General features: G+C 67.3%; 31 protein-coding genes. 16 read left to right on the plus strand and 15 right to left on the minus strand.

The features are described 5' to 3' along the window. Positions 1-150: 150 nt before the first annotated feature. From rpsO to CBR61_RS14540, 3 genes are read right to left on the minus strand one after another with little or no spacing between them, the layout of a single operon-like run. Positions 151-420, minus strand: a complete 270-nt coding sequence (rpsO, locus tag CBR61_RS14530; RefSeq protein ID WP_067403000.1) for a 30S ribosomal protein S15 — start codon at positions 418-420, stop codon at positions 151-153. A gap of 12 nt (positions 421-432) precedes the next feature. Further along, on the minus strand, positions 433-1410 hold the full coding sequence (gene truB / locus CBR61_RS14535; RefSeq protein ID WP_088915645.1) for a tRNA pseudouridine(55) synthase TruB: 978 nt from the start codon (positions 1408-1410) through the stop codon (positions 433-435). 8 nt (positions 1411-1418) lie between these two features. Then, on the minus strand, positions 1419-1994 hold the full coding sequence (locus CBR61_RS14540) for a thymidine kinase (protein ID WP_088915022.1): 576 nt from the start codon (positions 1992-1994) through the stop codon (positions 1419-1421). An 82-nt stretch (positions 1995-2076) separates the two neighbouring features. Here CBR61_RS14540 and CBR61_RS14545 point away from each other — a divergent pair, with 82 nt between their 5' ends. Together CBR61_RS14545 and CBR61_RS14550 are read left to right on the plus strand one after the other, a co-directional pair. Continuing rightward, on the plus strand, positions 2077-2661 hold the full coding sequence (locus CBR61_RS14545; RefSeq protein WP_233996751.1) for a YceI family protein: 585 nt from the start codon (positions 2077-2079) through the stop codon (positions 2659-2661). Positions 2662-2750: 89 nt separating this feature from the next. Next, positions 2751-4538, plus strand: a complete 1788-nt coding sequence (locus CBR61_RS14550) for a DUF1963 domain-containing protein (protein ID WP_088915023.1) — start codon at positions 2751-2753, stop codon at positions 4536-4538. Between the two features lies 1 nt (position 4539). On the opposite strand, the gene rbfA is transcribed toward CBR61_RS14550, so the two are convergent. The 9 genes from rbfA to pspF all read right to left on the minus strand — a co-directional run bounded on the left by rbfA (position 4540) and on the right by pspF (position 13351). Then, positions 4540-4950 carry a 30S ribosome-binding factor RbfA gene (gene rbfA, locus CBR61_RS14555; RefSeq protein WP_088915024.1) on the minus strand — a complete coding sequence of 137 codons (411 nt, stop codon included), beginning with the start codon at positions 4948-4950 and terminating at the stop codon, positions 4540-4542. Then, positions 4950-5396 (minus strand): PaaI family thioesterase, encoded by a 447-nt coding sequence (locus tag CBR61_RS14560; RefSeq protein ID WP_088915025.1) that lies wholly within the window; start codon positions 5394-5396, stop codon positions 4950-4952. Before CBR61_RS14560 ends, rbfA begins: the two co-directional genes overlap by 1 nt. Next, positions 5393-7951, minus strand: coding sequence for a translation initiation factor IF-2 (gene infB / locus CBR61_RS14565; protein WP_088915026.1), 2559 nt, complete (start codon positions 7949-7951; stop codon positions 5393-5395). Before infB ends, CBR61_RS14560 begins: the two co-directional genes overlap by 4 nt. 9 nt (positions 7952-7960) lie before the next feature. Beyond that, positions 7961-8740 carry a DUF448 domain-containing protein gene (locus CBR61_RS14570; protein ID WP_088915027.1) on the minus strand — a complete coding sequence of 260 codons (780 nt, stop codon included), beginning with the start codon at positions 8738-8740 and terminating at the stop codon, positions 7961-7963. Beyond that, positions 8721-10349: a transcription termination factor NusA gene (gene nusA / locus CBR61_RS14575; RefSeq protein WP_088915028.1), complete on the minus strand. Its 1629-nt coding sequence runs from the start codon at positions 10347-10349 to the stop codon at positions 8721-8723. Before nusA ends, CBR61_RS14570 begins: the two co-directional genes overlap by 20 nt. Then, complete coding sequence (gene rimP, locus CBR61_RS14580; RefSeq protein ID WP_088915647.1) at positions 10346-10912, minus strand: ribosome maturation protein RimP; 567 nt, start codon at positions 10910-10912, stop codon at positions 10346-10348. The genes nusA and rimP overlap by 4 nt, the downstream gene beginning before the upstream one ends. Positions 10913-11066: 154 nt before the next feature. Further along, complete coding sequence (locus CBR61_RS14585; protein WP_088915029.1) at positions 11067-11471, minus strand: PilZ domain-containing protein; 405 nt, start codon at positions 11469-11471, stop codon at positions 11067-11069. An 88-nt stretch (positions 11472-11559) separates the two neighbouring features. Beyond that, a complete protein-coding gene (locus CBR61_RS14590; RefSeq protein ID WP_088915030.1) occupies positions 11560-11967 on the minus strand; it encodes a PilZ domain-containing protein in 408 nt (135 codons plus the stop codon). Between the two features lie 328 nt (positions 11968-12295). Continuing rightward, complete coding sequence (pspF, locus tag CBR61_RS14595; RefSeq protein ID WP_088915031.1) at positions 12296-13351, minus strand: phage shock protein operon transcriptional activator; 1056 nt, start codon at positions 13349-13351, stop codon at positions 12296-12298. A gap of 159 nt (positions 13352-13510) precedes the next feature. Between pspF and CBR61_RS14600 the strand changes: the two genes are divergently transcribed. From CBR61_RS14600 to CBR61_RS14655, 13 genes are all read left to right on the plus strand, one after another. Then, positions 13511-13696: a hypothetical protein gene (locus tag CBR61_RS14600; RefSeq protein ID WP_088915032.1), complete on the plus strand. Its 186-nt coding sequence runs from the start codon at positions 13511-13513 to the stop codon at positions 13694-13696. 121 nt (positions 13697-13817) lie between these two features. Further along, entirely contained in the window at positions 13818-14663 is an 846-nt protein-coding gene (gene pspA, locus CBR61_RS14605) for a phage shock protein PspA (protein ID WP_233996978.1), read from the plus strand. A 3-nt stretch (positions 14664-14666) separates the two neighbouring features. Continuing rightward, positions 14667-14972 carry an envelope stress response membrane protein PspB gene (gene pspB / locus CBR61_RS14610; protein WP_088915033.1) on the plus strand — a complete coding sequence of 102 codons (306 nt, stop codon included), beginning with the start codon at positions 14667-14669 and terminating at the stop codon, positions 14970-14972. Then, positions 14969-15346: an envelope stress response membrane protein PspC gene (pspC, locus tag CBR61_RS14615; RefSeq protein WP_088915034.1), complete on the plus strand. Its 378-nt coding sequence runs from the start codon at positions 14969-14971 to the stop codon at positions 15344-15346. Before pspB ends, pspC begins: the two co-directional genes overlap by 4 nt. Before the next feature lie 31 nt (positions 15347-15377). Further along, on the plus strand, positions 15378-15689 hold the full coding sequence (locus CBR61_RS14620) for a hypothetical protein (protein WP_088915035.1): 312 nt from the start codon (positions 15378-15380) through the stop codon (positions 15687-15689). Continuing rightward, positions 15689-16000 (plus strand): hypothetical protein, encoded by a 312-nt coding sequence (locus CBR61_RS14625; RefSeq protein ID WP_088915036.1) that lies wholly within the window; start codon positions 15689-15691, stop codon positions 15998-16000. The genes CBR61_RS14620 and CBR61_RS14625 overlap by 1 nt, the downstream gene beginning before the upstream one ends. Continuing rightward, a complete protein-coding gene (locus tag CBR61_RS14630) occupies positions 16000-16359 on the plus strand; it encodes a hypothetical protein (RefSeq protein ID WP_088915037.1) in 360 nt (119 codons plus the stop codon). The genes CBR61_RS14625 and CBR61_RS14630 overlap by 1 nt, the downstream gene beginning before the upstream one ends. Then, complete coding sequence (locus tag CBR61_RS14635) at positions 16359-16640, plus strand: hypothetical protein (protein WP_088915038.1); 282 nt, start codon at positions 16359-16361, stop codon at positions 16638-16640. Before CBR61_RS14630 ends, CBR61_RS14635 begins: the two co-directional genes overlap by 1 nt. After that, complete coding sequence (locus CBR61_RS14640) at positions 16637-16960, plus strand: hypothetical protein (RefSeq protein ID WP_088915039.1); 324 nt, start codon at positions 16637-16639, stop codon at positions 16958-16960. The genes CBR61_RS14635 and CBR61_RS14640 overlap by 4 nt, the downstream gene beginning before the upstream one ends. Next, complete coding sequence (locus CBR61_RS14645; protein WP_088915040.1) at positions 16957-17208, plus strand: hypothetical protein; 252 nt, start codon at positions 16957-16959, stop codon at positions 17206-17208. The genes CBR61_RS14640 and CBR61_RS14645 overlap by 4 nt, the downstream gene beginning before the upstream one ends. Beyond that, positions 17205-17381 (plus strand): hypothetical protein, encoded by a 177-nt coding sequence (locus CBR61_RS17025; protein ID WP_172835976.1) that lies wholly within the window; start codon positions 17205-17207, stop codon positions 17379-17381. Before CBR61_RS14645 ends, CBR61_RS17025 begins: the two co-directional genes overlap by 4 nt. A 43-nt stretch (positions 17382-17424) precedes the next feature. Further along, positions 17425-17835, plus strand: a complete 411-nt coding sequence (locus tag CBR61_RS14650) for a SufE family protein (RefSeq protein WP_088915041.1) — start codon at positions 17425-17427, stop codon at positions 17833-17835. Between the two features lie 85 nt (positions 17836-17920). Beyond that, on the plus strand, positions 17921-18298 hold the full coding sequence (locus CBR61_RS14655; protein WP_088915042.1) for a VOC family protein: 378 nt from the start codon (positions 17921-17923) through the stop codon (positions 18296-18298). Here the strand turns inward: CBR61_RS14655 and CBR61_RS14660 are convergent. The 3 genes from CBR61_RS14660 to CBR61_RS14670 all read right to left on the minus strand — a co-directional run bounded on the left by CBR61_RS14660 (position 18295) and on the right by CBR61_RS14670 (position 20800). Further along, positions 18295-18825, minus strand: a complete 531-nt coding sequence (locus CBR61_RS14660; RefSeq protein WP_088915043.1) for a sterol desaturase family protein — start codon at positions 18823-18825, stop codon at positions 18295-18297. The genes CBR61_RS14655 and CBR61_RS14660 overlap by 4 nt on opposite strands. Continuing rightward, positions 18822-19598, minus strand: coding sequence for a fatty acid desaturase (locus CBR61_RS14665; RefSeq protein ID WP_088915044.1), 777 nt, complete (start codon positions 19596-19598; stop codon positions 18822-18824). The genes CBR61_RS14660 and CBR61_RS14665 overlap by 4 nt, the downstream gene beginning before the upstream one ends. Positions 19599-19732: 134 nt before the next feature. After that, on the minus strand, positions 19733-20800 hold the full coding sequence (locus tag CBR61_RS14670; protein WP_088915045.1) for a linear amide C-N hydrolase: 1068 nt from the start codon (positions 20798-20800) through the stop codon (positions 19733-19735). 128 nt (positions 20801-20928) lie between these two features. Here CBR61_RS14670 and CBR61_RS14675 point away from each other — a divergent pair, with 128 nt between their 5' ends. Beyond that, positions 20929-21690 carry a helix-turn-helix domain-containing protein gene (locus CBR61_RS14675; RefSeq protein ID WP_157696627.1) on the plus strand — a complete coding sequence of 254 codons (762 nt, stop codon included), beginning with the start codon at positions 20929-20931 and terminating at the stop codon, positions 21688-21690. Positions 21691-21715: the final 25 nt, after the last annotated feature.

The raw sequence follows: 21715 nt of genomic DNA on the forward strand, positions 1-21715 counted from the left end.
TATTGCCGGGCGGGGCCTCATGTGCCGGGGAAAAGACCGTCCCGGTCCGGTGCGGGGCACTGATCTGGCCCCGGGGCGCGGCAGACCGGATGTCTGCGGGCCCCAAATGCGAGAAAGGCGGCCCTCGAGCCGCCTTTCAACGCGAAACTCTTACTTACGCAGACCCAGCTTCTGGATCAGGGCGTTGTAGCGCTCGACGTCCTTCTTCTTGAGGTAGGCGAGCAGCGTGCGACGCTTGTTCACCATCATCAGAAGGCCGCGGCGCGAGTGGTTGTCCTTGTGGTGATCCTTGAAGTGCTCGGTGAGGTTGCGGATGCGCTCGGTGAGGATCGCGACCTGGACTTCCGGGCTGCCGGTGTCCTTGGGATCACGGGCGTTCGAGGAGATGATTTCCTGCTTCTTTTCGGCGGTCACCGACATAGTATTCTCTTTCTACTCAGCGACATCGGGAAGGTTGAAACCCCTGACGACCGTGGCCGTCCCATCCGTGATCTGCATCAGCGCGACCGGAACGGGGCCCAGTTTCGCCAGATAGAGCCCGGATGATTGGGGCATGCCAGACAGCACCCGGCCCTGTCGGACCGCCTGCGCGCTTGTCTGGTCGAGGCTTAGGGCCGGGATGTCGTCCAGCCCTGCCTCCAGCGGCAGGAGGAGGTGTTCAAGGCCTGCGCCCTTAGCGGCTTCCTCCAGTTTGTCCAGCGAAATCGCCTGTTCCTCGCGGAACGGACCGGCCTTGATGCGGCGCAGATAGGTCACGTGGCCGCAGGTGCCAAGCGCGTGCGCAATGTCGCGTGCGAGAGAGCGGATGTAGGTGCCCTTGGAGACGTGGGCGAGGAGGGTGACCTCACCAATCCCCGTTCGGGCTGAGCGTGTCGAAGCCCCGTCCTTCGCTCGTGAAGAAAAGTGCAGCCCTTCGACGGGCTCAGGGCGAATGGACAAGGAGTGGATCGTCACCGCCCGCGCCTTCAGCTCCACCGCCTCTCCCGCCCGCGCAAGGTCATAGGCGCGCTGGCCATCGACCCTGAGCGCCGAGTAGGCAGGCGGCACCTGCTCGATCGGCCCGGTGAAACGCGGCAGCACCGCCTCCACCTCGGCAAGCGTCGGGCGCACATCGCTGGTCGCGATCACCGGCCCCTCGGTATCGAGAGTGTCGGTCTCCTCGCCGAAGCGGATCGTGAAGGCGTAGATCTTGTCGCTATCGAGCATCCGACCGGCCAACTTGGTCGCCTCGCCTAACGCGATCGGCAGAACGCCCTCCGCTAGGGGATCGAGTGTGCCCCCATGCCCGACCTTCGTCTTCGGATAGCCGTTCTGCCGCAACACGCGCTTGACCGCGCTCACGCCCTGCGTGCTGCCCATCCCGCGCGGCTTATCTAGGATCAGCCAGCCCGAGAGGGGCGCCCCGCTCATCCGTTCGTTCATCCGTTCAGGGCCTCGGAGAAATGCTTGCGGCACAGCGCCACATAGCGGTCATTCCCGCCGATCTCGGTCTGCCGGCCTTCGCGCACCGCCGCGCCGGTCTCGTCGACCCGCAGGTTCATCGTCGCCTTGCGTCCGCAGTGGCACACGCCCTTGAGCTCGACCAGCGAGTCGGCGATGCCCAGCAGGACCGCGGAGCCCGGGAACAGCGCGCCCTGGAAGTCGGTGCGCAGGCCGTAGCACAGCACCGGAATGCCCGCCTCGTCCGCCAGCCGGGCGAGCTGCCAGACCTGCGCGGGGCTGAGGAACTGCGCCTCGTCCACCATCACGCAATCGAGCGGCTGCACGCGGTGCGCGGCGCTGATGGCTGCCCACAGGTCGGTCTCTGGCGCGAACCTGTGCGCCCCGCTTTCGAGCCCGATGCGGCTGCGCACCATCCCTTCCGAGCGGCTGTCGAGCGCCGCCGTCCACAGCATCGTCGCCATCCCGCGCTCGCGGTAATTGAAGTCCGCCTGCAACAGGTGCGAGGATTTGCCCGCGTTCATGCTGGCGTAGTAGAAGTAGAGCTTGGCCATAGGGGGCTCCTAACCCCTCGCCGCGCCGCGTGCGAGGCTTCAGTTGAACCTTTTTGCTCGCCTGATGCGTATTGGAAAGGTGATGAATCCTCGCACCCGCCTCCTGCGTCTGGCACTGCTGCCGCTGCTGGCCATCATGGTGCTGGCCAATGCGGCGAGCGTGCCGCAGCGATATACGCTCGATGCGAGCGCCAGCAATGTCTCGGCGAAAGTGCCCTTCTTCGGCCTCGCCAGCAAGACCGCGCGCTTCCCCCGGATGCAGGGCGCCGTGACGATCGTGCCCGGCGCTCCCGAACGCGCGATGATCGACGTGACCTTCGATGCGACCGCGCTGGAAGCGCCCGACAGCGTGACCCTGGCGCGGCTGCGCGGCGAGAAGTTTTTCTGGGTCGAGAAGTACCCCACGATCCGTTTCGTCGGCCGATCGCTTACGCTGGCGAGCGCGACGCGCGGCACCGTGGCGGGCGAACTCACCGCGCGCGGTGTGACCCGGCCCGCGAAGCTCGACGTCACCTTCGATGCCGATCCGGTGGCGCAGGCGGGCAGACCGGTCAGCTTCACCGGCACCACCACCATCGACCGCCGCGACTTCGGGATGAAGAGCTATCAGCTGATCGTCGGCAACAAGGTCGACATCACCCTGAAAGCGCGGATGGTGCCGCGCTGATCCGCTAAGTTTGCGGGAAAGCAGGCATTTAGCCTCCGCTTAACCATAACCCTGCTAAGGCCCGCCGAGTGACGTAGCAAAGGGCCGGTATGGACAAGACGCTCGAGGAGATGAAGCGCGGCGGCGCGATTATCGTGCTTTCCTGCGCGATGGCGGCGCTCGTCTGGCTCGCGCCGGTCTCGGCCTATCCCAACACCTCCAAGGGCGAACTCGTCGCGGCGGCGCTGGATGCGGTGATCCTGCCGCTGGTCGACATGGTCGGAAAGGTGCTGCTGATCGTCGCGCTGGGCATGGTGGCAGCGCTCGGCGCGGGTCACGCGCTCGGGCTGCGGCTGCCGCGGCCCTCGGCCCCCGCCTTCCCGCCCCTGCCCGAGCGCCCTGCGCCGGACGAGGAGATCGATACGCCGGTGGCCCCGCTCGCGAGGCGGCGCGGGCTGGCGGCGATGGCAGAGCTGCGGGTTGCCGAAGCCGAACCCACCGTGCCTCGCAAGCCGCAAACGATCGCGCTCGAAGCGCAGGCGCGCGCGGTGCTGGGTGACGATTTCACCCTCACCGACGACATCGCCGACTGCGCGATGTCGCTCGCCGCGGAATGGCAGCGCCGGGGCACGCCGCATGGGCAGCGCGTCGATCCGATCGCGATCATCCGCAAGGCCCGCGACAAGGACCGCGACTGGAGCAATGACCGCTCATGGTTCGGCGGCCTGCCCAAGCTCGGCGGGCAGGCGTGGCCGCGCGGCAAGAACGGCGTGCCCCTGCCCTTCGTCGCGCAGCTCGACCTTGCCGAGATCGCCGCTGCCAACCCCGACACGCCGCTGCCCCGCGAGGGATCGCTGGCCTTCTTCATCAACGAGGGCGCCGTGCTGCACGTGCCGCCCGGCGATCACCAGCCCACCCCTGCCCCCGACGACCTGCCGCACGCCTATGAGGAGGACGGCTATCCGCTGCCCGAAGTCCGCTCGCCGCTCACCCATTCGCTCTTTCCCTTCTGGCCTGTCGAACCGGCGAGAATGCGCCTGCCCGAGGACCTTCCACCTGTCAGCGAAGACGAGGACGATCTCGAGATCATCGACGCCGCCCAGGTCGCGGCGTCCGCCGCCATCACGCCGCGGCGCGAATACGCGTTCTCTACGGGCGGACGTCTGACCGAAGGGATCGCCGGGGCCGAGACGATGTGGTGGTACGGCGCCGGTCTGGTCCTGCGACAATTGCAGGCAGCATTGGCCTATGTGCCCCGCGCCATCGCCGGACGCGAGAGTTCGATCGCGAAAGGAAAGGAATATCAGGCTCGCCTGCTCGCAGCACCGGAGCTCGACGAAAAGGCGCTGGCGGATTCGCGCGCCTGGGAAGAGCGCAACCGCGCCGACATTCCGAAGATCGAAGCCGAAGGCCGCGGGCTCGCGGAATTCGCCGCCCGCTTCGAAACCTTCGTCGCGGGCCGCGATCCCTGGTCGGAGATGACTGCCGAAGAAGCCGCTCTGCTCAAGGAAGTGATGGAAACGGCGCGCCGCGACTTCGAACAGCTGTGCCGCTTCCATGTCTCGTTAAGCCTGCGTGATGTGCGCAATGCGACGATCCGGCGCATGATCACCGGCGATCAGCGCGCAGCCGCCGCAATCCCCGATGCGGTGCTGGCTCTGCTCAACGAACAATACCGCTTGCCGACAAGCTGGCAGCACCAGATGTTCGGGCTCGGCGGATGCCGACAGACCAACCGCTACGATCACATGTGCGATCACCTGCTGCTGCAGATCGTCTATGACGACCTGCCCGAATTCCGCTTCGGCGACATGGGTCTCTACCAGTTCTGGATCAGCCCGGAAAACCTCGCGGCGGGCCGGTGGGACAAGGTGCAGCTGACCTTCGAGTGCGGCTGAGCTAGGCCTCGCCCGCGTCCTCGTCGTCGAGATCGCGCAGCACCTTGGGGTCGCGCAGCAGCGCCTCGATCCGGTCGGCCTCGGCGAAGCTCTCGTCCTTGCGGAACTTCAGCTTGGGCGCGAACTTCAGCCCCAGCCGCTGGGCGACCTCGCGCTGGAGGAAGGCGGTGTTCTGGCGCAGCGCGTGGACGACCTCGTCATCGCCAGCGCCCAGCAGCGGCTTCACGTAAGCCGTCGCGTGACGCAGATCGGGCGTCATCCGGACCTCGGTGACCGAGATGTGCGCCGCGCTCACAACGTCGTCATGCACCTCGCCGCGCGCGAGCAGCTCGGACAGGATATGTCGCACCCGCTCGCCCACCTTGAGGACGCGGACCGATTGCTGTTCGGCGGTGAAGGGCTGCTTTGCCATCAGCGTTGCAGCCCCGTTGTTTCCGGCGTCGGGCGCGGGGTCGGGATCGCGGTGGAGGTGGAGCGGGCATAGATCGTCCCGTCTTCCGCCATCAGTTCGCCCTCGAGGAAGATCACCCGCTGGCCCGCCTTCACCACCCGGCCCTTGCCGATGATGGTCGCGCCTTCCGGGATGAGGCGGATGAGGCTCATCGAAATGTCGAGATTGAGCGGCGCCATGACGCCGCCGGTGGCCGCGACATAGGCATAGCCCATCACATCATCGAGATAGCCGGCGACCAGCCCGCCCTGCACGCCGCCACGCCAGGTGCAGACCTCGCGCTTGACGGTGAAGCGCATCGTGGCGGTCTGGGCAGCCTCGTCCCAGCCCACGAACTCGGAGCCGAGCAGCGCCGTGTGCGGCGACTGCCCGGCATCCTCGGGGTAGTGCGGGTCGTTGAGGCTCACAGCGTCCGCTCACGCTCCTCGACCGAGAAGACTTCGAGCATGTCGCCCGCCTTGATGTCGTTCGTGTCCTCGAGCACCACGCCGCACTCCAGACCTGCTCGGACTTCGTCCACGTCGTCCTTGAAGCGACGCAGCGAGGCGATCTTGGTGGCCGAGACGATAACGTCCTGACGGGTGAGACGCGCGAAGAGACCCTTGCGGATCGCGCCTTCGAGCACCAGCAGACCTGCCGCCTTGTCCTTCTTGCCCGCCGGGAAGACCTGCTTGACCTCGGCACGGCCGACAACGGTTTCGATCCGCTCCGGACCGAGCTCGCCCGCCATCTCCTTGGCGACCGCGTCGGTGAGGTGGTAGATGACGTCGTAATACATCATCCGCACGTTGTCGCGCTTCACCAGGTCGCGCGCCTTGGCGTTGGGACGCACGTTGAAGCCGATGATCGGCGCCTTCGAGGCCGCCGCCAGCAGCACGTCGCTCTCGGTGATCGCACCCACGCCCGCGTTGAGCACGCGCACCTTGATCTCGTCGTTCGAGAGGTTGTGGAGCGCGTTGACGATCGCCTCGACCGAGCCCTGCACGTCCGCCTTCACCACCACCGGATATTCGATGACGTTGGAGGCAAGGCTGCTGAACATCGTGTCGAAGTTGGTCGGCGCCAGCGCGGTGCGCTTTTCGGTCGCGATTTCCTGACGATACTTGGCGACCTCGCGGGCGCGCTGTTCGTTCTCGACCACGGTGAGCTGGTCGCCCGCCGAGGGCACGCCGCCCAGACCGAGCACCTCGACCGGCATCGAGGGACCGGCTTCCTTGAGCTGCTGGCCCTTGTCGTCGACGATCGCGCGCACGCGGCCGCTTTGCGTGCCGACCACGAAATTGTCGCCGCGCTTGAGCGTCCCGCGGGTGACGAGCACGGTCGCGACCGGCCCGCGGCCCTTGTCGAGCTGGGCTTCGATCACGGTCGCCTCGGCATCGCGGTCGGGGCGCGCCTTCAGCTCGAGCAGTTCGGCCTGGAGCTGGATCGCCTCGATCAGCTTGTCGAGCCCCGCGCCGGTCTTGGCCGAAAGCTCCACGTCCTGCACCTCGCCGCTCATCGCCTCGACGATGACTTCATGCTCGAGCAGACGCTCGCGAATCTTCTGCGGGTTGTACTCGGGCTTGTCCGACTTGGTGATCGCCACGATCATCGGCACGCCGGCCGCCTTTGTGTGGTTGATCGCCTCGATGGTCTGCGGCATCAGCCCGTCATCGCCCGCCACCACCAGAATGACGATGTCGGTGACGTTGGCACCGCGCATCCGCATCTCGGTAAAGGCCGCGTGACCGGGGGTGTCGAGGAAGGTGATCTTCGACTTGTCCTTCGTGGTGATCTGGTAGGCGCCGATGTGCTGGGTGATGCCGCCGGCCTCGCCCTTGACCACGTCGGTGCCGCGCAGGGCGTCCAGAAGGCTGGTCTTGCCGTGGTCGACATGGCCCATGATCGTCACCACCGGCGGACGCGGCTTCTGCGTCTCGATGGGATCTTCATCGGCGCTGGTGTCGATGTCGACATCGCTCGCGGAGACGCGGGTGATGTTGTGGCCGAATTCCTCGACCAGCAACTCGGCGGTGTCCTGATCGATGGTCTGGTTGACCGTGACCATCATGCCCATGTTGAACAGCGCCTTCACGAGGTCGGCACCCTTCTCGGCCATGCGGTTGGCAAGTTCGCCGACGGTGATCGCCTCGGGGACGACGACGTCGCGGACCTGCTTCTCGCGCGGCTTGCTGGGGCCGCCCTGGCCGCGGCGCTCCTTCTCGCGTGCGCGCTTCAGCGCGGCGAGGCTGCGCGCACGGCGGCCTTCGTCCTCGTTGAGGGCACGCGTGACGGTGAGCTTGCCCGAGCGGCGGTTGTCCTTGCCCGAATCGATCGGCGCGGCGCGCTTGCCGTCTTCCTTCTTCTTGCCCTTGACCTCGGGGGCAGCGGGGCGCTTGGGCTCGGGCCGCTCCACGGGGGTGAAGCGGCGCGCGGCAGGCATGGCATCGGTGCGCGCGGCCGGGGCGGCAGCCTCGGCGGGCGCAGCGGGAGCCTCCGCGGCGGGCGCGGCTTCCGGTTCGGGCGCGGCACTGGCGGCCTCGGCGCGCTGGCGCTCGGCCTCTTCCTCGGCGCGGCGGTTTTCCTCGGCGCGGCGGCGCTCTTCCTCCTCGCGCTCGCGGGCCTCGGCTTCCTCGCGCTTGCGCGCTTCCTCGGCGAGGCGCAGGCGCTCTTCCTCGGCCTCGAGCTGGAGGCGCTTGACGCGCTCCTGCGGGGTCTCGCCCGCAGGTGCGGGACGGGCCGGGCGCGGAGCCGGGGTAGGCGCGGGCGGCGGCGGGGGCGGTGCAGCCACCGGTTCAGGGGCGGGCGGCGGCGGGGCGGCGCCCTCGCTGCCGGGCTTGCCGAGCACGCGGCGGCGCTTCACCTCGACCACCACCTTGTTGGTGCGGCCGTGGCTGAAGGTCTGCTTGACCTCGCCAGCATCCACCGAGCGCTTGAGGCCCAGGGGTTTGCGGATGCGCTGGTTGTCGTTGTCGTCGCTCATTATCGCTCGTCAGTCCTTCACGTATTCGTCGATTTGCGCTGCCCCGCCCTGCGGCTGGTCAGCGTGGCCGGGAGTGTCCCTGCCGCTTTCGTTCGTTGCGCTCGCCCGGTCGTTGCTGGCGTAATGCACCAGCCGGGACACCGCCTGAAGCACGCGTTCGGCCGCGCGCATGTCGCCCGCGTGGCCGGCGACGCCCAGGTGGACCACATTGTCGCGGCCCAATGCCACAGACAGCGCGGTGCGGTCCAGTGGCAAGACCTGCCCGCGCGCACCCGAGCCTTCGGCATCGGTGCCCACGCGCCACGCCTGATCGAGCTTGCGGCGACCGTCCGCGCTGGAATCGCTCGCATGGAGAAGCAGCGCGATGCGCCCGCCCCGTGCCTGCTCCTCGATCCGGGCGGAACCCATCACGATGTTGCCGCTGCGCAGTTCGAGCCCCAGCCGGTCGCACAGGTGACGCGCCAGCGCCGCCTCGACCCTTGCGGGGAGATCCTCGGGAATGGTGAGAGGCGCGCCCTTGAAGGCGCGCATCAGCGCCTTCCTGAGATGGCCCTCGGCCAGCGCATCTTCAAGCGCAGACCGGGTGACGCCGATCCATGCCCCTCGCCCGGGAGCCTTGGCCGCGGCATCGGGCAACACCAGTCCGTCGGGCGATATCGCCAGACGCACCAGAGTATCCCGCGCCGAGGAAGCCCCGGAGAGGATGCAGCGCCGCTCGCTCTCCGCCTTGGCGGAGCTCGGCGACACGTCGATGTCGGACGTCAGGCGCTCATTGGGTGGAGTCCGCATGGGCGGCCTCCTCGGTGGGCTCGTCCTCGAACCAGTGTGCACGGGCAGCCATGATGATCTCGTTGCCCTGCTCTTCGCTGAGGCCGTATTCGCCGAGCACCCCGCCCTTGTCGCTTTCGCGCTGCGGACGGCGCTGCGGCGGGCCGTCGGCCGCGGCGCGGCGGCGCGGGGCCTCGCGCTTCTTGGCGATCAGCTCGTCGGTGGCGAGATCGGCGAGGTCGTCGAGGGTCTTGATCCCGGCCTTGCCGAGCGTGACCAGCATCGCCTCGGTGAGGTGCGGGATCTCGGCGAGCGCGTCCTCGACGCCGAGGCCACGGCGCACTTCGCGGTGCGCGGCTTCCTGACGCTCGAGCGCCTCGAGCGCGCGGCTCTGGAGTTCCTCGGCGAGTTCATCGTCGAAGCCTTCGATGCTCGCGAGTTCGGCGAGGTCGACATAGGCCACTTCCTCCAGCTCGGCGAAGCCTTCGGCGACCAGCAGCTGCGAGAGGGTCTCGTCGACGTCCAGTTCTTCCTCGAACATCTTCGAACGCTCGGCGAATTCCTTGGAGCGCTTCTCGGAAGCCTCTTCCTCGGTCATGATGTCGATCTGGTGGCCGGTGAGCTGGCTCGCCAGACGCACGTTCTGACCGCGACGACCGATCGCCAGCGACAGCTGGTCGTCGGGCACCACCACTTCGATGCGGCCATCATCCTCGTCGAGCACGACGCGGCTGACGGTGGCGGGCTGGAGCGCGTTGACCACGAAGGTCGCGGTGTCCTCGCTCCACGGGATGATGTCGATCTTCTCGCCCTGGAGTTCCTGCACCACCGCCTGCACGCGGCTGCCCTTCATGCCGACGCAGGCGCCGACGGGGTCGATGCTCGAATCGCGGCTGATCACGCCGATCTTGGCGCGGCTGCCCGGATCGCGGGCGGCTGCCTTGATCTCGATGATGTTGTCGTAGATTTCGGGCACTTCCTGCGCGAAGAGCTTCTTCATGAAGTCGGGGTGCGCGCGGCTGAGGAAGATCTGCGGGCCGCGGTTATTGCGCTCGACCTTGGTGATCAGCGCGCGGACTCGCTCGCCGACGCGGGCGGCTTCGCGGGGGATCTGCTGGTCGCGCCGGATCACGCCCTCGGCGCGGCCGAGGTTGACGATCACGTGACCGAATTCGACCGACTTGATCACGCCGGTGATGACTTCGCCCTGGCGGTCCTTGAATTCCTCGTACTGGCGCTCGCGCTCGGCATCGCGGACCTTCTGGAAGATCACCTGCTTGGCCGACTGCGCGTCGATGCGGCCGAGATCGACCGGCGGCAGCGGGTCGACGATGAAGTCGCCGACCTTGGCACCCGGCTGGAGCTTCTCGGCCTGCTTCAGATCGACCTGCTTGAAGTAGTCCTCGACTTCCTCGACCACCTCGACCACGCGCCACAGCGTCAGATCGCCGGTCATGGGATCGAGCTTGGCGCGGATGTCGTTCTCGGCGCCGTAGCGGTTGCGCGCCGATTTCTGGATCGCCTCTTCCATCGCCTCGATGACGATCGCCTTGTCGATCATCTTTTCCGAGGCGACCGCGTTGGCGATCGCGAGGAGTTCGGCCTTGTTGGCGGAAATGGCACTCATCAGTCGTCTGCCTTCTCTGTATCTTCTTCGATGAGTTCATCAGCCCCGCTGGTGTCCAGCGGGCGGGTGGCGGCGATCAGCGCGTCGGTGAGGACGAGCTTCGCGGAATGAATTGCGGCGCGCGGCAGGCGAACGTCGCCCGCCTTCACTTCCTTGACGAGGACCATACCATCCTCGAGGCCGCCGAGCACGCCCTTGTTGACGCGCTGACCATCATAGCCCTTGTCCATGACGATGCGGACCTCGTGGCCCGCCCAGTTGGCGAAGTCCTTGTCGCGGGTCAGCGGCCGGTCGATGCCGGGCGAGCTGACTTCGAGGTGATAGGCGCCTTCGACCAGTTCCTCGCCCGCTTCCTCAGCGGCGTCGATCGCGTCGGAGATGCGGCGCGAGAGGGCGGCGCACTGGTCGAGCACCAGCTGGCCGGTCGCGGGGTCCTCGGCCATGATCTGGAGCGCCATGCCGCCGTCGCCCGCTTCCGAGGGCACCATCGCCACGCGCACCAGTTCGAAGCCGAGCGCGGTGGCCTCGGGTTCGATCAGGGCGGTCAGGCGGGCAATATCGGTCACGCGGTTCTTTCGTTGCAGCGCCATTGCGGAAACGCGGTGTGGGGCCGGCCCCGCGAGGCGCCAGCATCCAAACCTTGTCGCGACAATGTCGGGATTGGTCGCCGCTCTAGTCGCCTTCGCCCCGTTTGGCAAGCGCCTTCGCCGCTGTGCGCGGTCAGCTCTCGCCCGACACCCAGCGCCGCACCTGCTCACGCAGCGCGTGGCTCTGGCGAAGCTCGAAGCTCTCGGCGAAGCTTCTGATGCGGAGCACCTCCTCTCGGCAGATCGGCTCATCGAAGGCCATCGCGTTGATCGCCATGCCCTCCCCCCGCTCGCTGCGGACAATGGCGCCGAACAGCTCCGTTTTCGCCAGCGCGAGATAGCCGGACTGCCCCACCGCCAGCGGCCGCGCCAGCGCGACCCGCGCGCCGGTACGCGAGACATCTATCAGGACGCAGTCCTGCGTCTCGCAGATCGACACGAACTTCGCAGGGACGGCCAGCCGCAGGCGCGCCGCTGCCCGCCGGCCCGCGGTTACCGGTTCGTCAGGTGCGTCGGCTGAAGGCGGTTCGGGTGCCATGACCCGGCCAGTTTCGCAGGGAGAGGGTGAAGATCGCCGCGGCGCCCACCCCCGCACGATTACGTGCCGGTCAGGCCGGGATCGCCGGTCAGATCGGGCGGTCGTCGCTGGTGTCGCCCGTCACCCACTTGCGCGCGGTCTCGATCAGCGCGCGCTTCTCGCGTTCCTCGAAATTCTCGTGATAGCGGCGCACCTCGAGCACGATCGCATCGGTCAGCGGTTCGTCGAACTCGAGCGCGTTGAGGCCGAACTCGCTGCGGGTGATGATCGCGAAGTTGTTGATCAGGCCGCAGCGCAGGATCGCGCCTTCGCCTTCGCGCATCGAATCGAGGATCGCCACCTGCGCGCCGGTGCGCGACAGGTTGAGAAGGATGCAGGTGTGAACCTTCTCCACCGCAACAAGCTGGGCCGGAAGGCTGAGACGCAGGCGTGGCGCGGAACGACGCCCGATCGGCACCGCCGGCGCATCCGGGCCCTCGGGCTTCGGGTCCACCATCCCCTGTTCACCCCGCAGTCGGTCCAGAGCCGGACGGCCCGCGGGCGATTGAGCGGACGATTCGACCGTGGATGTAGGTGCGACCGGATTCACCCTATCCGAAACCGGGGGCGCTGGCAAAGAGTGACGGGGGCTGTCGGACAGATCGGGACGCATCTCAGGCCGCCTTGCCGAACCGGGACGCAGGCAAGCGCGATTCGCCCATGCCGTTGCACAGGATGCAGGAATTTCTCGGGAAATTTTCGCAAAGCAAATGCATGGTGTCGCGTCGCCCTGAGCCGAAACACCGCAATAATCGAAAAGACTTGCCAATCCGTTAGGAACGCTCTCAGTCCTGCCCTTCCATCAGCCCATGCTTGCGGATGCAGTGGCGCAGCTGGTCGTAGGTGAGGCCGAGCGCGCGGGCGGTCTGGCGCTGGTTCCAGCGGTGCTTGCCCAGCGCATGGGCGAGGATCGCCCTTTCGTGCGCGTCGACGGCGGCGCGCAGATCGTCGACGGCATCGAAATGACCTGCCGACGGCATCGCGACGACAGCCGCACCACCCGCAGACTCCCCGCCAGCCTTTGCGCTCCCCCCGCCGCTGCGACGATGTTCGGGCGGGCGCGGGCGCCAGGGGCTGTCGAAAGGGTCGAACTGGACATGGCCGATCGGCATGTCGGGCGCGTCCCAGCGATAGACCGCGCGCTCGACCACGTTGCGCAGCTCGCGCACGTTGCCCGGCCAGGGATGGTCCTCGAGCGCGTCCATCACGTGGGGCGCGAAGCCGGGCCAGCGGTCCCACTCTAGCTCGGCTGCCATGCGCCGGCCGAAATATTCGGCGAGCACCCCGATGTCGCCCTCGCGCACCCTCAGCGGCGGCAGGGTGATCACCTCGAAGCTGAGGCGGTCGAGCAGGTCGGCGCGGAACTCGCCCGCCGCCGCCAGCGCGGGGAGATCGTCGTTGGTCGCCGCGACGATCCGCACGTCGACCCGGATCGGGCGCGAGGCACCGATGCGGGTGACCTCGCCATATTCGACCGCGCGCAGCAGCCGCTCCTGCGCGCCCATGCTGAGCGTGCCCAGTTCATCGAGGAACAGCGTGCCGCGGTCCGCCTCCTCGAAGCGGCCGGCGCGAGCCTTGGTCGCCCCGGTGAAGGCACCCGCCTCGTGTCCGAACAGCTCGGCCTCGATCAGGGTTTCGGGCAGCGCCGCGCAGTTCATCGTCACCAGCGGCTCGTCCCAGCGGCTCGACAGGCGGTGAAGGCGTTCGGCGATCAGTTCCTTGCCCGTGCCGCGTTCGCCGATCACAAGCACCGGACGGTTCATCGCCGCCGCGCGGCTGGCGCGTTCGACCGCGTCCAGAAAGGCCCCCGACTGGCCGATGAACTGGCTTTCGAGCTTCACGTCCAAACTATAGTGAAAATTCCCAAGGCTTGGCAATAGAGACCAACGCCTCCCCGCCGCCCAAGACCAAAAACGGTGCAAATCCGCCATTCGCCAAGTTTGGCACGCGGGTTGCAAAATACCGGGCAAGACCCACGGACACCAATGGGGAGGCCCAAAATGATCGACCGCAACGCCCAAAGCAGCAGCTTCTGGAACTCCAAGCTCGGACAGGCCGCGATGGCCAGCATCGCCGCGATGGTGATGATGATCGCGCTGTCCTCGCAGCTTCAGCCGGGCGCGGCCAACGCCGCCCCCGTCGCCCACCCCGCCGCCCAGGCCGGCGCCGTGATCGAGATCGCCTGAAGTGGGCGACCCTTTTGACCCCCTCGGGCCGGAGCGCAACGTCCCCCCCGCAGATGCTGCCGGCGGTGCCAGCCCCACGCGCGCCGACCAGAGCAGCGACGCTCCGGCCCAACCCTCCCGCCTGCTTTCGGCAGGCCGCCTCTCGCGGCTCGACGAGGAAATCGAGGCCTTGCGCCGGAACCCCGGCAAGGCGCAGTCTCACGGCCGCACCGCCCCGCCGCAGGACGAGCGAGTCGCGCCTGCGGACCGGGTCAATTCGTTTCTCGATGGAGTAGCCTTCATGGGCATTTTCAGCCGCACACGCGACATCATCGCCGCCAACTTCAACGACATGCTCGACAAGGCGGACGATCCTTCCAAGATGATCCGCATGATCATCCTCGAGATGGAGGAGACCCTGGTCGAGGTGCGCGCCAGCGCCGCGCGCACCATCGCCGACCAGAAGGAGATGCACCGCCACTGCGTGAAGCTGGATCGCCTGCAGGCCGACTGGGCCGAGAAGGCGCAGCTCGCGCTCTCCAAGGACCGCGAGGACCTCGCCCGCGCCGCGCTCGTCGAGAAGAAGAAGGCCGCCGACATGGCCGACCAGCTCAAGAGCGAGATCTCCGTGCTCGACGATGCCCTGCGCGCCTACGAGGACGACATCCAGAAGCTCCAGCACCGCCTGCGCGAGGCCCGCAGCCGCCAGACCGCGATCGCCGCGCGCCTCGAAAGCGCCGAGAACCGCGTCAAGCTGCGCACCCTGATGAGCACCGAGCGCACCGACGAGGCGCTGGCCCGCTTCGACCAGCTCGAGCGCCGGGTCGACTACGCCGAGGGCCGCGCCGATGCGCTGCGCATCGCCGAGGACAGCCCCCCGTCGCTCGCCGATGAAATCAACGCGCTGGCCGGTTCGGACGCGATCGACGACGAATTGCAGGCCATGAAGAAAGCGCTCGGCAAGCCCGATAGCAGCAAGGGAGAATAAGCCATGGATTTCGATGTCGTTTTTGTCATGGCCACGCTGTTCATCGGCCTGCCCTGGGTCGTGCTGCACTACATGACCAAGTGGAAGACCGCCGCCACCATCACCGCCGACGACGAGGTGCTGCTGGAGGAACTCTACAACCTCGCCAAGCGGCTCGATGAACGGATGGACACGGTCGAACGGCTCGTCGCCAGCGACGATCCCGGCTTCACCCCCGCCCGCCGCCTGATCGCCGACCAGGAAAAGGACAACCAGCAGCTGCGCGAACTCGAGCAGCTCCTCGCCGAGAAGAAAGGAACCCGCTCGTGAACAGCCCCCGCACCACGCTCTACCGCGACAAGCACAACGCCAAGCTGATGGGCGTGTGCTCGGGGATCGCCGACTACACCGGCGTCAACGTCGCCTGGATCCGCATCGGCGCCGTGCTCTCGACCTTCATCACCGGCGGCTGGGTGATCCTCGCCTATTTCATCGCCGGCTTCGTGCTGAACAAGAAGCCGCCGCATCTCTACCGCGACGAAAGCGAGCAGAAGTACTGGCAGTCGGTCCGGCAGAGCCCGAAGCGCACCGCCCGCGAGATCCGCGCGTCCTTCCGCGACGTCGATCGCCGGCTGGCCGCGGTGGAAGCCCACTACGTCAGCAGCAACCCCCGCCTGACCGCCGAGATCGAGCGGCTGCGCTGAACTCCAACCCACTGAACAGGGGACTGAAATCATGGAAGGCACCCTTGCCCTGATGATCCCGATCTTCGCGCTGATGATCCCGATCGTCGCGCTCTGGACGAAGCATCAGCAGAAGATGGCCGAGATGCAGGTCGGCGCCACCGCCGAGCAGACCGCCGAAAAGGCCGCGCAATACGCCAGCCAGGTCCAGCGGCTGGAGGACCGGGTGCAGGTGCTCGAACGCATCGTCACCGACCGCGGCTACGACATCGCCACCCAGATCGAGGCGCTGCGCGACACGCGCCGCGTGGATGAAGCAGGCGCGGGCGTCCCGCTCGGCCTCGGCAACAAGGAGCGCGTGTGATGGAGCCGGGCGAAGGACTCTTTGTCCTCACGATCATCGCGCTGAGCATCGGCGGCTGGCTGGCCAACAATTGGATCCGCGCCAAGCACGGCTATGCCCTCGAAGACGAGTGGGGCGGCAAGACCGAGCGCACGGACACCGCCGAGACCCAGCGCCTGCGCGCCGAGAACAAGGCGCTCCATGACAAGCTCGACGCCATGCAGGACCGCATGATCGTGCTCGAGAAGATCGTCACCGACCGCGGCTATTCGCTGAGCGCCGAAATCGAGGCGCTGCGCGATGCGCCCGCACTTACCAAGGAGCGCGTGTGATGGAGAACCTTGCGCCTTTCCTCCCCTATCTCGGCTGGATCATCACCGGAGCCTTCGTGCTCGGTGCTCTGGGGATCCTCGTCTCGTTCCAGACGACCCGCATGAAGATCAAGAACGGCTATCCGCTCGAAGGCATGTGGGGCCAGTCCCTGAAGCCCGGTTCCGACAAGCAGACCGCGCACCGCGTCACCCTGCTGACCCAGGAAAACGCCGAGCTGCGGGCCGAACTCGGCAGCATCAAGGATCGCCTCGCCAACGTCGAACGGATCGTCACCGACGGCGGCTACCACCTCGGCGCCGAGATTGACGCGCTGCGCGACCGCGCGCTCGCCAACCTCACGGACAAGGGCGAGGCGTGATGGGCGAGATGGTGATCATCGCGATGACCATCGTCGCAATCGTCCTCATCGCGGGCGTGAGCCTCAACGGCATCGTCGACAAGGTGATGAGCGCCAAGCGGCTGCGCTACGAAGCCAAGTCCGACATGGTCCCGCAGGACGTGCGCTTGATCGCCGAACGCCAGCAGATGATCGAGGATCGCCTGCGGGTGCTGGAGCGCATCGCCACCGACCGCGGCAGCCTGCTCGCCGACGAGATCGAGGCGCTGCGCGTCGGCAGCCAGAAGGAGCCCGCGCAATGAGCAGCTGGGCCATCGTCGCCCTTGTGGCGATCGTGATCTGGGGGATCGTCGAGACCGTCCGGGCGCGCGCCGGGATCGTGACCGACGAGGACGGCAACCAGAAGGTCGTCCCGCGCGAGGACCAGCGCACGCCGGCCGAACTCGAAGCCGCCCGGCGCGAGATCGCCGAGCTCAGGGAGCGGGTGAAGGTGCTCGAACGCATCGCCACCGACGGCAACACCAGCGATGCGCGCGAGCGGGCGCGGATCGCCGCCGAAATCGAAGCCTTGCGGGGCCTGCCGACGCCGGATCCCGCCATGAGGAAGGAACAGAGCGAATGACCACGCTTCTTCTCGATCCCGTGCTGGTACTCACCATCGGCAGCCTGATCGGCCTCGCGCTGGTTGTCGCGGCGCTGCTGCAGGCCTGGGCAGGTTGGCTCGACCTCAAGCGCCGCGAACTCGAACGGGCGCAGGCGCGGCCTGCGACCGATGAAGGTTCGGGCCTCGGCACGGCGCGGATCGAGCTGTCGGACCTCAAGGAGCGCATCCGCAAGCTCGAGGCCATCGCCAGCGGGGTGGAACTGTGAGCGCGGTCCGCAACGGCGCCGCGCAGGCGGGCATCGGCCTCGGCACGGCGATCGCGGTGGCGATCAGCTGGAGCGCCAACCAGTCGATCATCTGGGCGATCATCCACGGCTTCTTCAGCTGGTTCTACGTGATCTACTACGCCTTCACCCGTCCCGGGGGCCTGAGCGGCTAAGCACCCCTTTGCGTTGGAGCCCCGCCCTGTCTAAGGGCGGGCCATGCGCAGCCTTTCCGACATTCTCGAAGAGTACGAATTCCTCGAAGGCGACGAGCGTTACGGCCTGCTGATCGAGCTCGGCCGCAGCCTCGAACCCATGCCCGAGGCACTCAAGACCGACGCCACGCTGGTGCGCGGCTGTTCGGCGGCGGTGTGGGTCTATCCGGCGGGCACCGATGCGGCAAAGCTCCACTTCCTCGCCGACAGCAACGCCGCGATCACCAAGGGCATCGTCGCCCTCGTCATCGCCGCGGTGCAGGACAGGCCCGCTGCCCAGGTCGCCGGCATGGACGTGATGGCGGCGCTCGCCCCGTTCGACCTCAAGAACCAGCTGTCGAGCAACCGCACGCAAGGCGTGCCGAACATGATCGCCCTGGTGAAGGAGCACGCCGCAAGGCTCGCGGCAGGCTGAGCCTTTGGTGCGCAGCGGCTGATGGCGTAAACTCGGCCCCGGGGGGACATGCGCAGGGCGAGTCGCCCCGATGGGGAGAACCGACATGCTCGCCAGTGCCAAACCCGTATGCTTTGTGCTCACCGCCGATCTGCCTGCCGCGCGCGCTTTCTATACCGACACCCTGGGTCTGACCGAGACCGGCGAGGACCCTTTCGCCGTCAGCTACGATCTGGCGGGCACCACGCTGCGGCTCACCGCGATCGAGGACCACAAGCCGGGCCCGCATACCGTGCTCGGCTGGCAGGTCGCCGACATCGAGGCGGCGGTCGATGCGCTGGCGGCGAAGGGCGTGACCTTCGCGATCTACGAGGGCTTCGGTCAGGATGCGCGCGGCGTCTGGACCGACCCGGGATCGGGCACGAAGGTCGCATGGTTCCTCGATCCCGAAGGCAACAATCTCAGCCTGACGCAATCCGCCTAGAGGTTACGCCCCACGGTCTCGAAGTCGCCTGCCCCGGCGCTGTCGCGCACCACGGCGATACCGGCGTCCTTCTGGGCCTTCAGCTCGGCCTTCAGCTTCGCCGGATCGCGCGCGAAGACGAAGCCGAAGCTGACCCCGCCTTCTTTGCCGATGGTCGCATGGTGGAGCTTGTGCGCCTGCACCAGCCGCTTGGCGTAGCCCTTGCGCGGCACCCACTTCCAGTAACGCTGGTGCACCAGCCCGTCATGGACCAGCGTGTAGATCACCCCGTAAAGCGTGATGCCGACCGCGAACCACCACAGCCAGTCCCAGTAGAGCGAGCCAAAGATGTACATCGCGGCATTGATCGTGCCGAACACCACGGCGAACAGGTCGTTCTTCTCGAGCACGTTGTCGTGCGGCTCGTGATGGTCGCGATGCCAGCCCCAGCCCCAGCCGTGCATGATGTACTTGTGCGCATACCACGCGAACAGCTCCATCCCGATCAGCGAGGACATGACGGTCAGGAAAATCTCGAGCCAGCTCATGCGGGCACCCTTGCAGCCAGTTCTACCTCGCCCACCCCGGCACGTTTCGCCGCAGGCAGGGCCCACCAGGGCACGTCGGGCCGGTGGTGATGTTCCAGATGATAGCCGAAATGGAAGCAGGTGGCGAGGCTGGCGAGCGTGCCGAAGTCGTTGCTGCGGGCATTGTGGCGATCCGCGAAGGGCTGGCCCTCGCGGTGGCAATGCGGGCGGAAGGTGCCGAAGTAGAACAGCTGGAGCGAGGAACCAAGCGCCGGCATCCCGTAGAGCAGCACGATTTGCGCCATCGGAATGCCGATCACCAGCCAGTAGATGCCTACCACGGTGTGGACATAGAGGATCGATCGCCAGCCGAAATAGCGCCGGAAGAAGGTCGCATACCAGCGGACGAAATCGGCCGGATTGTTCTCGTCGAAATCGGGATCGCCGGGATGGCCCGCCAGCCGGTGATGGGCGAGATGGGCGTCACGCAGGTGCTTCCACCCGAAGCCCGCATAGAGCGCCAGCAGCACCGTCCCGATCGCGCCATTGACCCGCGGGCGGCCCGGCACCAGCGTGCCGTGCATCGCATCGTGGCAGACGATGAAGACGCCGACGGAAAGCCAGCACTGCACCACCGCCATGACGAGGGCGTAGGGCCAGTTGGTCCATGTCAGCTCGAACACGAACATGGCATAGGCATGAAGGCCGAGCCAGCTCCCGGCGATCGCCAGCGCGAGGGCGAGGCCGACGGCGCGCTGGACGCCGTGCGCAGGCAAGGCGAAATGCGGGTTCATCGCAGGAAGGATACGCGCGCAGCGGTCATGGAGATGCGTATAGAGCGCACGGACGAAACGGCAATTGCGTTTGCGTGAAGGGCCGGTGCGGCCGGGACGCGTGGTCCCGTGCCGCCCGTCCTGCGCCTTGCACCTCAGCTATGCGGGATCATGAACTTGAACAGCGGCGCCGGCTTGAAGCCCGCGGTCTGGTCGCCGCCGACATCGGGATTGCCGGCGAGCTTTAGCCTGCGCGGCCCAGAGCCCTTGCTGAAATCGAGCCGCTTCATGTCGGCCCACAGCACGCTCGGGCTCTTGGTGTCCTGATAGTAGTAGACCCTGTTCTTCTGGTCCGCGACGGTCAGCCACAGCGTGTCGGCGATGTTGGGCTGGCCGGGGATCTTGATCCCGATCGGCACGCTGACATTGCGCATCACGCTGAACACCGTCGCCACCGCGGTACGCGGATCGGCGGACTGCTTGGCCTCGTTGATGTAATAGGACGCGCGCACGAAGCGGTCGGAGGCGCGGTTGGTGCCGGGCAGCATGGTCTGTCCGCCGATGGTCTTCCAGTAGCTATTGAGAGCGATCTGCTGGTCGAAGGTCGGCGAGTTGGTCATCACCTGATACTTGCGGTCGTGGTGGATGACGAGCTTGCCCTTCAGGTATTCGAAGATCGCCGAATCCCCCGAAGCATCCGAGATCGACAGGTGCACCGTGCCCGGCTCGCCGGTCGGCGCGGTGATCGCGACCATGCGGAACTTTTCCTGCCTGAGATCGGCCACCGCCTCGGCGACGGTCGCATAGTTATCGAGCACATATTGCACCCAGGCGGAATTGGGGAGCGTCGGGCGGGTGTCGCCGGGCGTGGCGGGCGGATAATCCGATTCGGGCAGGTAGAGCAGATTGGCGACGAGGCCCTTCTCGTTCATCCCGTCGGCCGCCGCGCCTTCGTAGAGCGTCGTGACGAGGCTGCCGTACTTGCTGGTCCACACCACCGGGGTGGCGGTGTTGCTGTTGCGCTCCAGCCCGCGCGGGTAGAGCCAGATGTTGCTGCCGAGATCGGCCTCGAACCAGTCCATCGTGCGGCCGGTGACGGTCTGGCCCTCGAGCCCGAAATAGACCGCGCGGCTGCACGCGCTGGCGGTCTGGACGGCGGCGAAGGCCAGCGCGGCGGTCGCGAGCACGCTGCCGGCGGCTTTAAGGAAACGCGGCTTGGTCATGATGTCCCTCCTCTGACGCAAGGCTCCGCGGCCCTCCGGCGGACTTTCCTCGCAGGGGGCGCTTGTATCATCCGGCCCGAGGTGAGATTGTGCCCTGAAGGACAAATCGGGACAGGGGGATACCGGTGATGTCGGCTCACGACACGAGGATCGCCGGTGGCCCGGACAGCGGCGCTGCGGCCCTGCCCGAGGCATGGCGCGATCACTGCGCGGCGATGCTGCGCGCGCGCGGCTGGCTGGCCGGGCAGCCGGAGCGGTTCCGCGAGCAGATCCTGCGGATGATCGTACCCATGCACGCCCCGCGAAGCATGCCGGTGTTCAGCGTTGACGGCCCGGCGGGCGGCATCTACGGGATCGTCTCGGGCGGGATCGGGATCGAAGGCTCTGGCCCCTACAATGTCCCGCGCCTCGGCCATATCCTGCGCGCGGGCAGCTGGTTCGGGCATGGTCCGGCGATGTCGGGGCGCGATCACCGGGTGCAGAACATGCGGGCGATGGAGGACAGCGAGCTCGTCTATGTCCCGCTCGCCCCGCTGCGCGCGCTGCTCGAGACCGACGCGCAGGCGGCGCGCTGCGTCGGGACAATCGCCGACGGGGGCAACATCCTCGGCACGCGGGTCATCTCGGACCTGCTCATCCCTTCCGTGCCGCACCGCATCGCGGCGGTGCTGCTGCGTGTCACGGGGGCCGAGGAGGGGATCGAGCCCCACCACCCCGAGGGCTTCATCATCAGCCAGAGCGATCTGGGCGAGATGGCGAACGTCTCGCGCTCGAACGTCAACCGGGTGCTGGGCGACTTCGCGCGGGCCGGGTGGATCACCAAGCATTACAACCGCCTGCGCATCCGCGACACGGCCGCCCTGCAGGGCTTCGCCGCCTCGCAGGTCTAGCACGCGACGGGGTTACATTCCTCCG

Origin of the sequence: Porphyrobacter sp. CACIAM 03H1 (genome assembly GCF_002215495.1) — a bacterium.
Taxonomy (GTDB): Bacteria; Pseudomonadota; Alphaproteobacteria; order Sphingomonadales; family Sphingomonadaceae; genus Erythrobacter.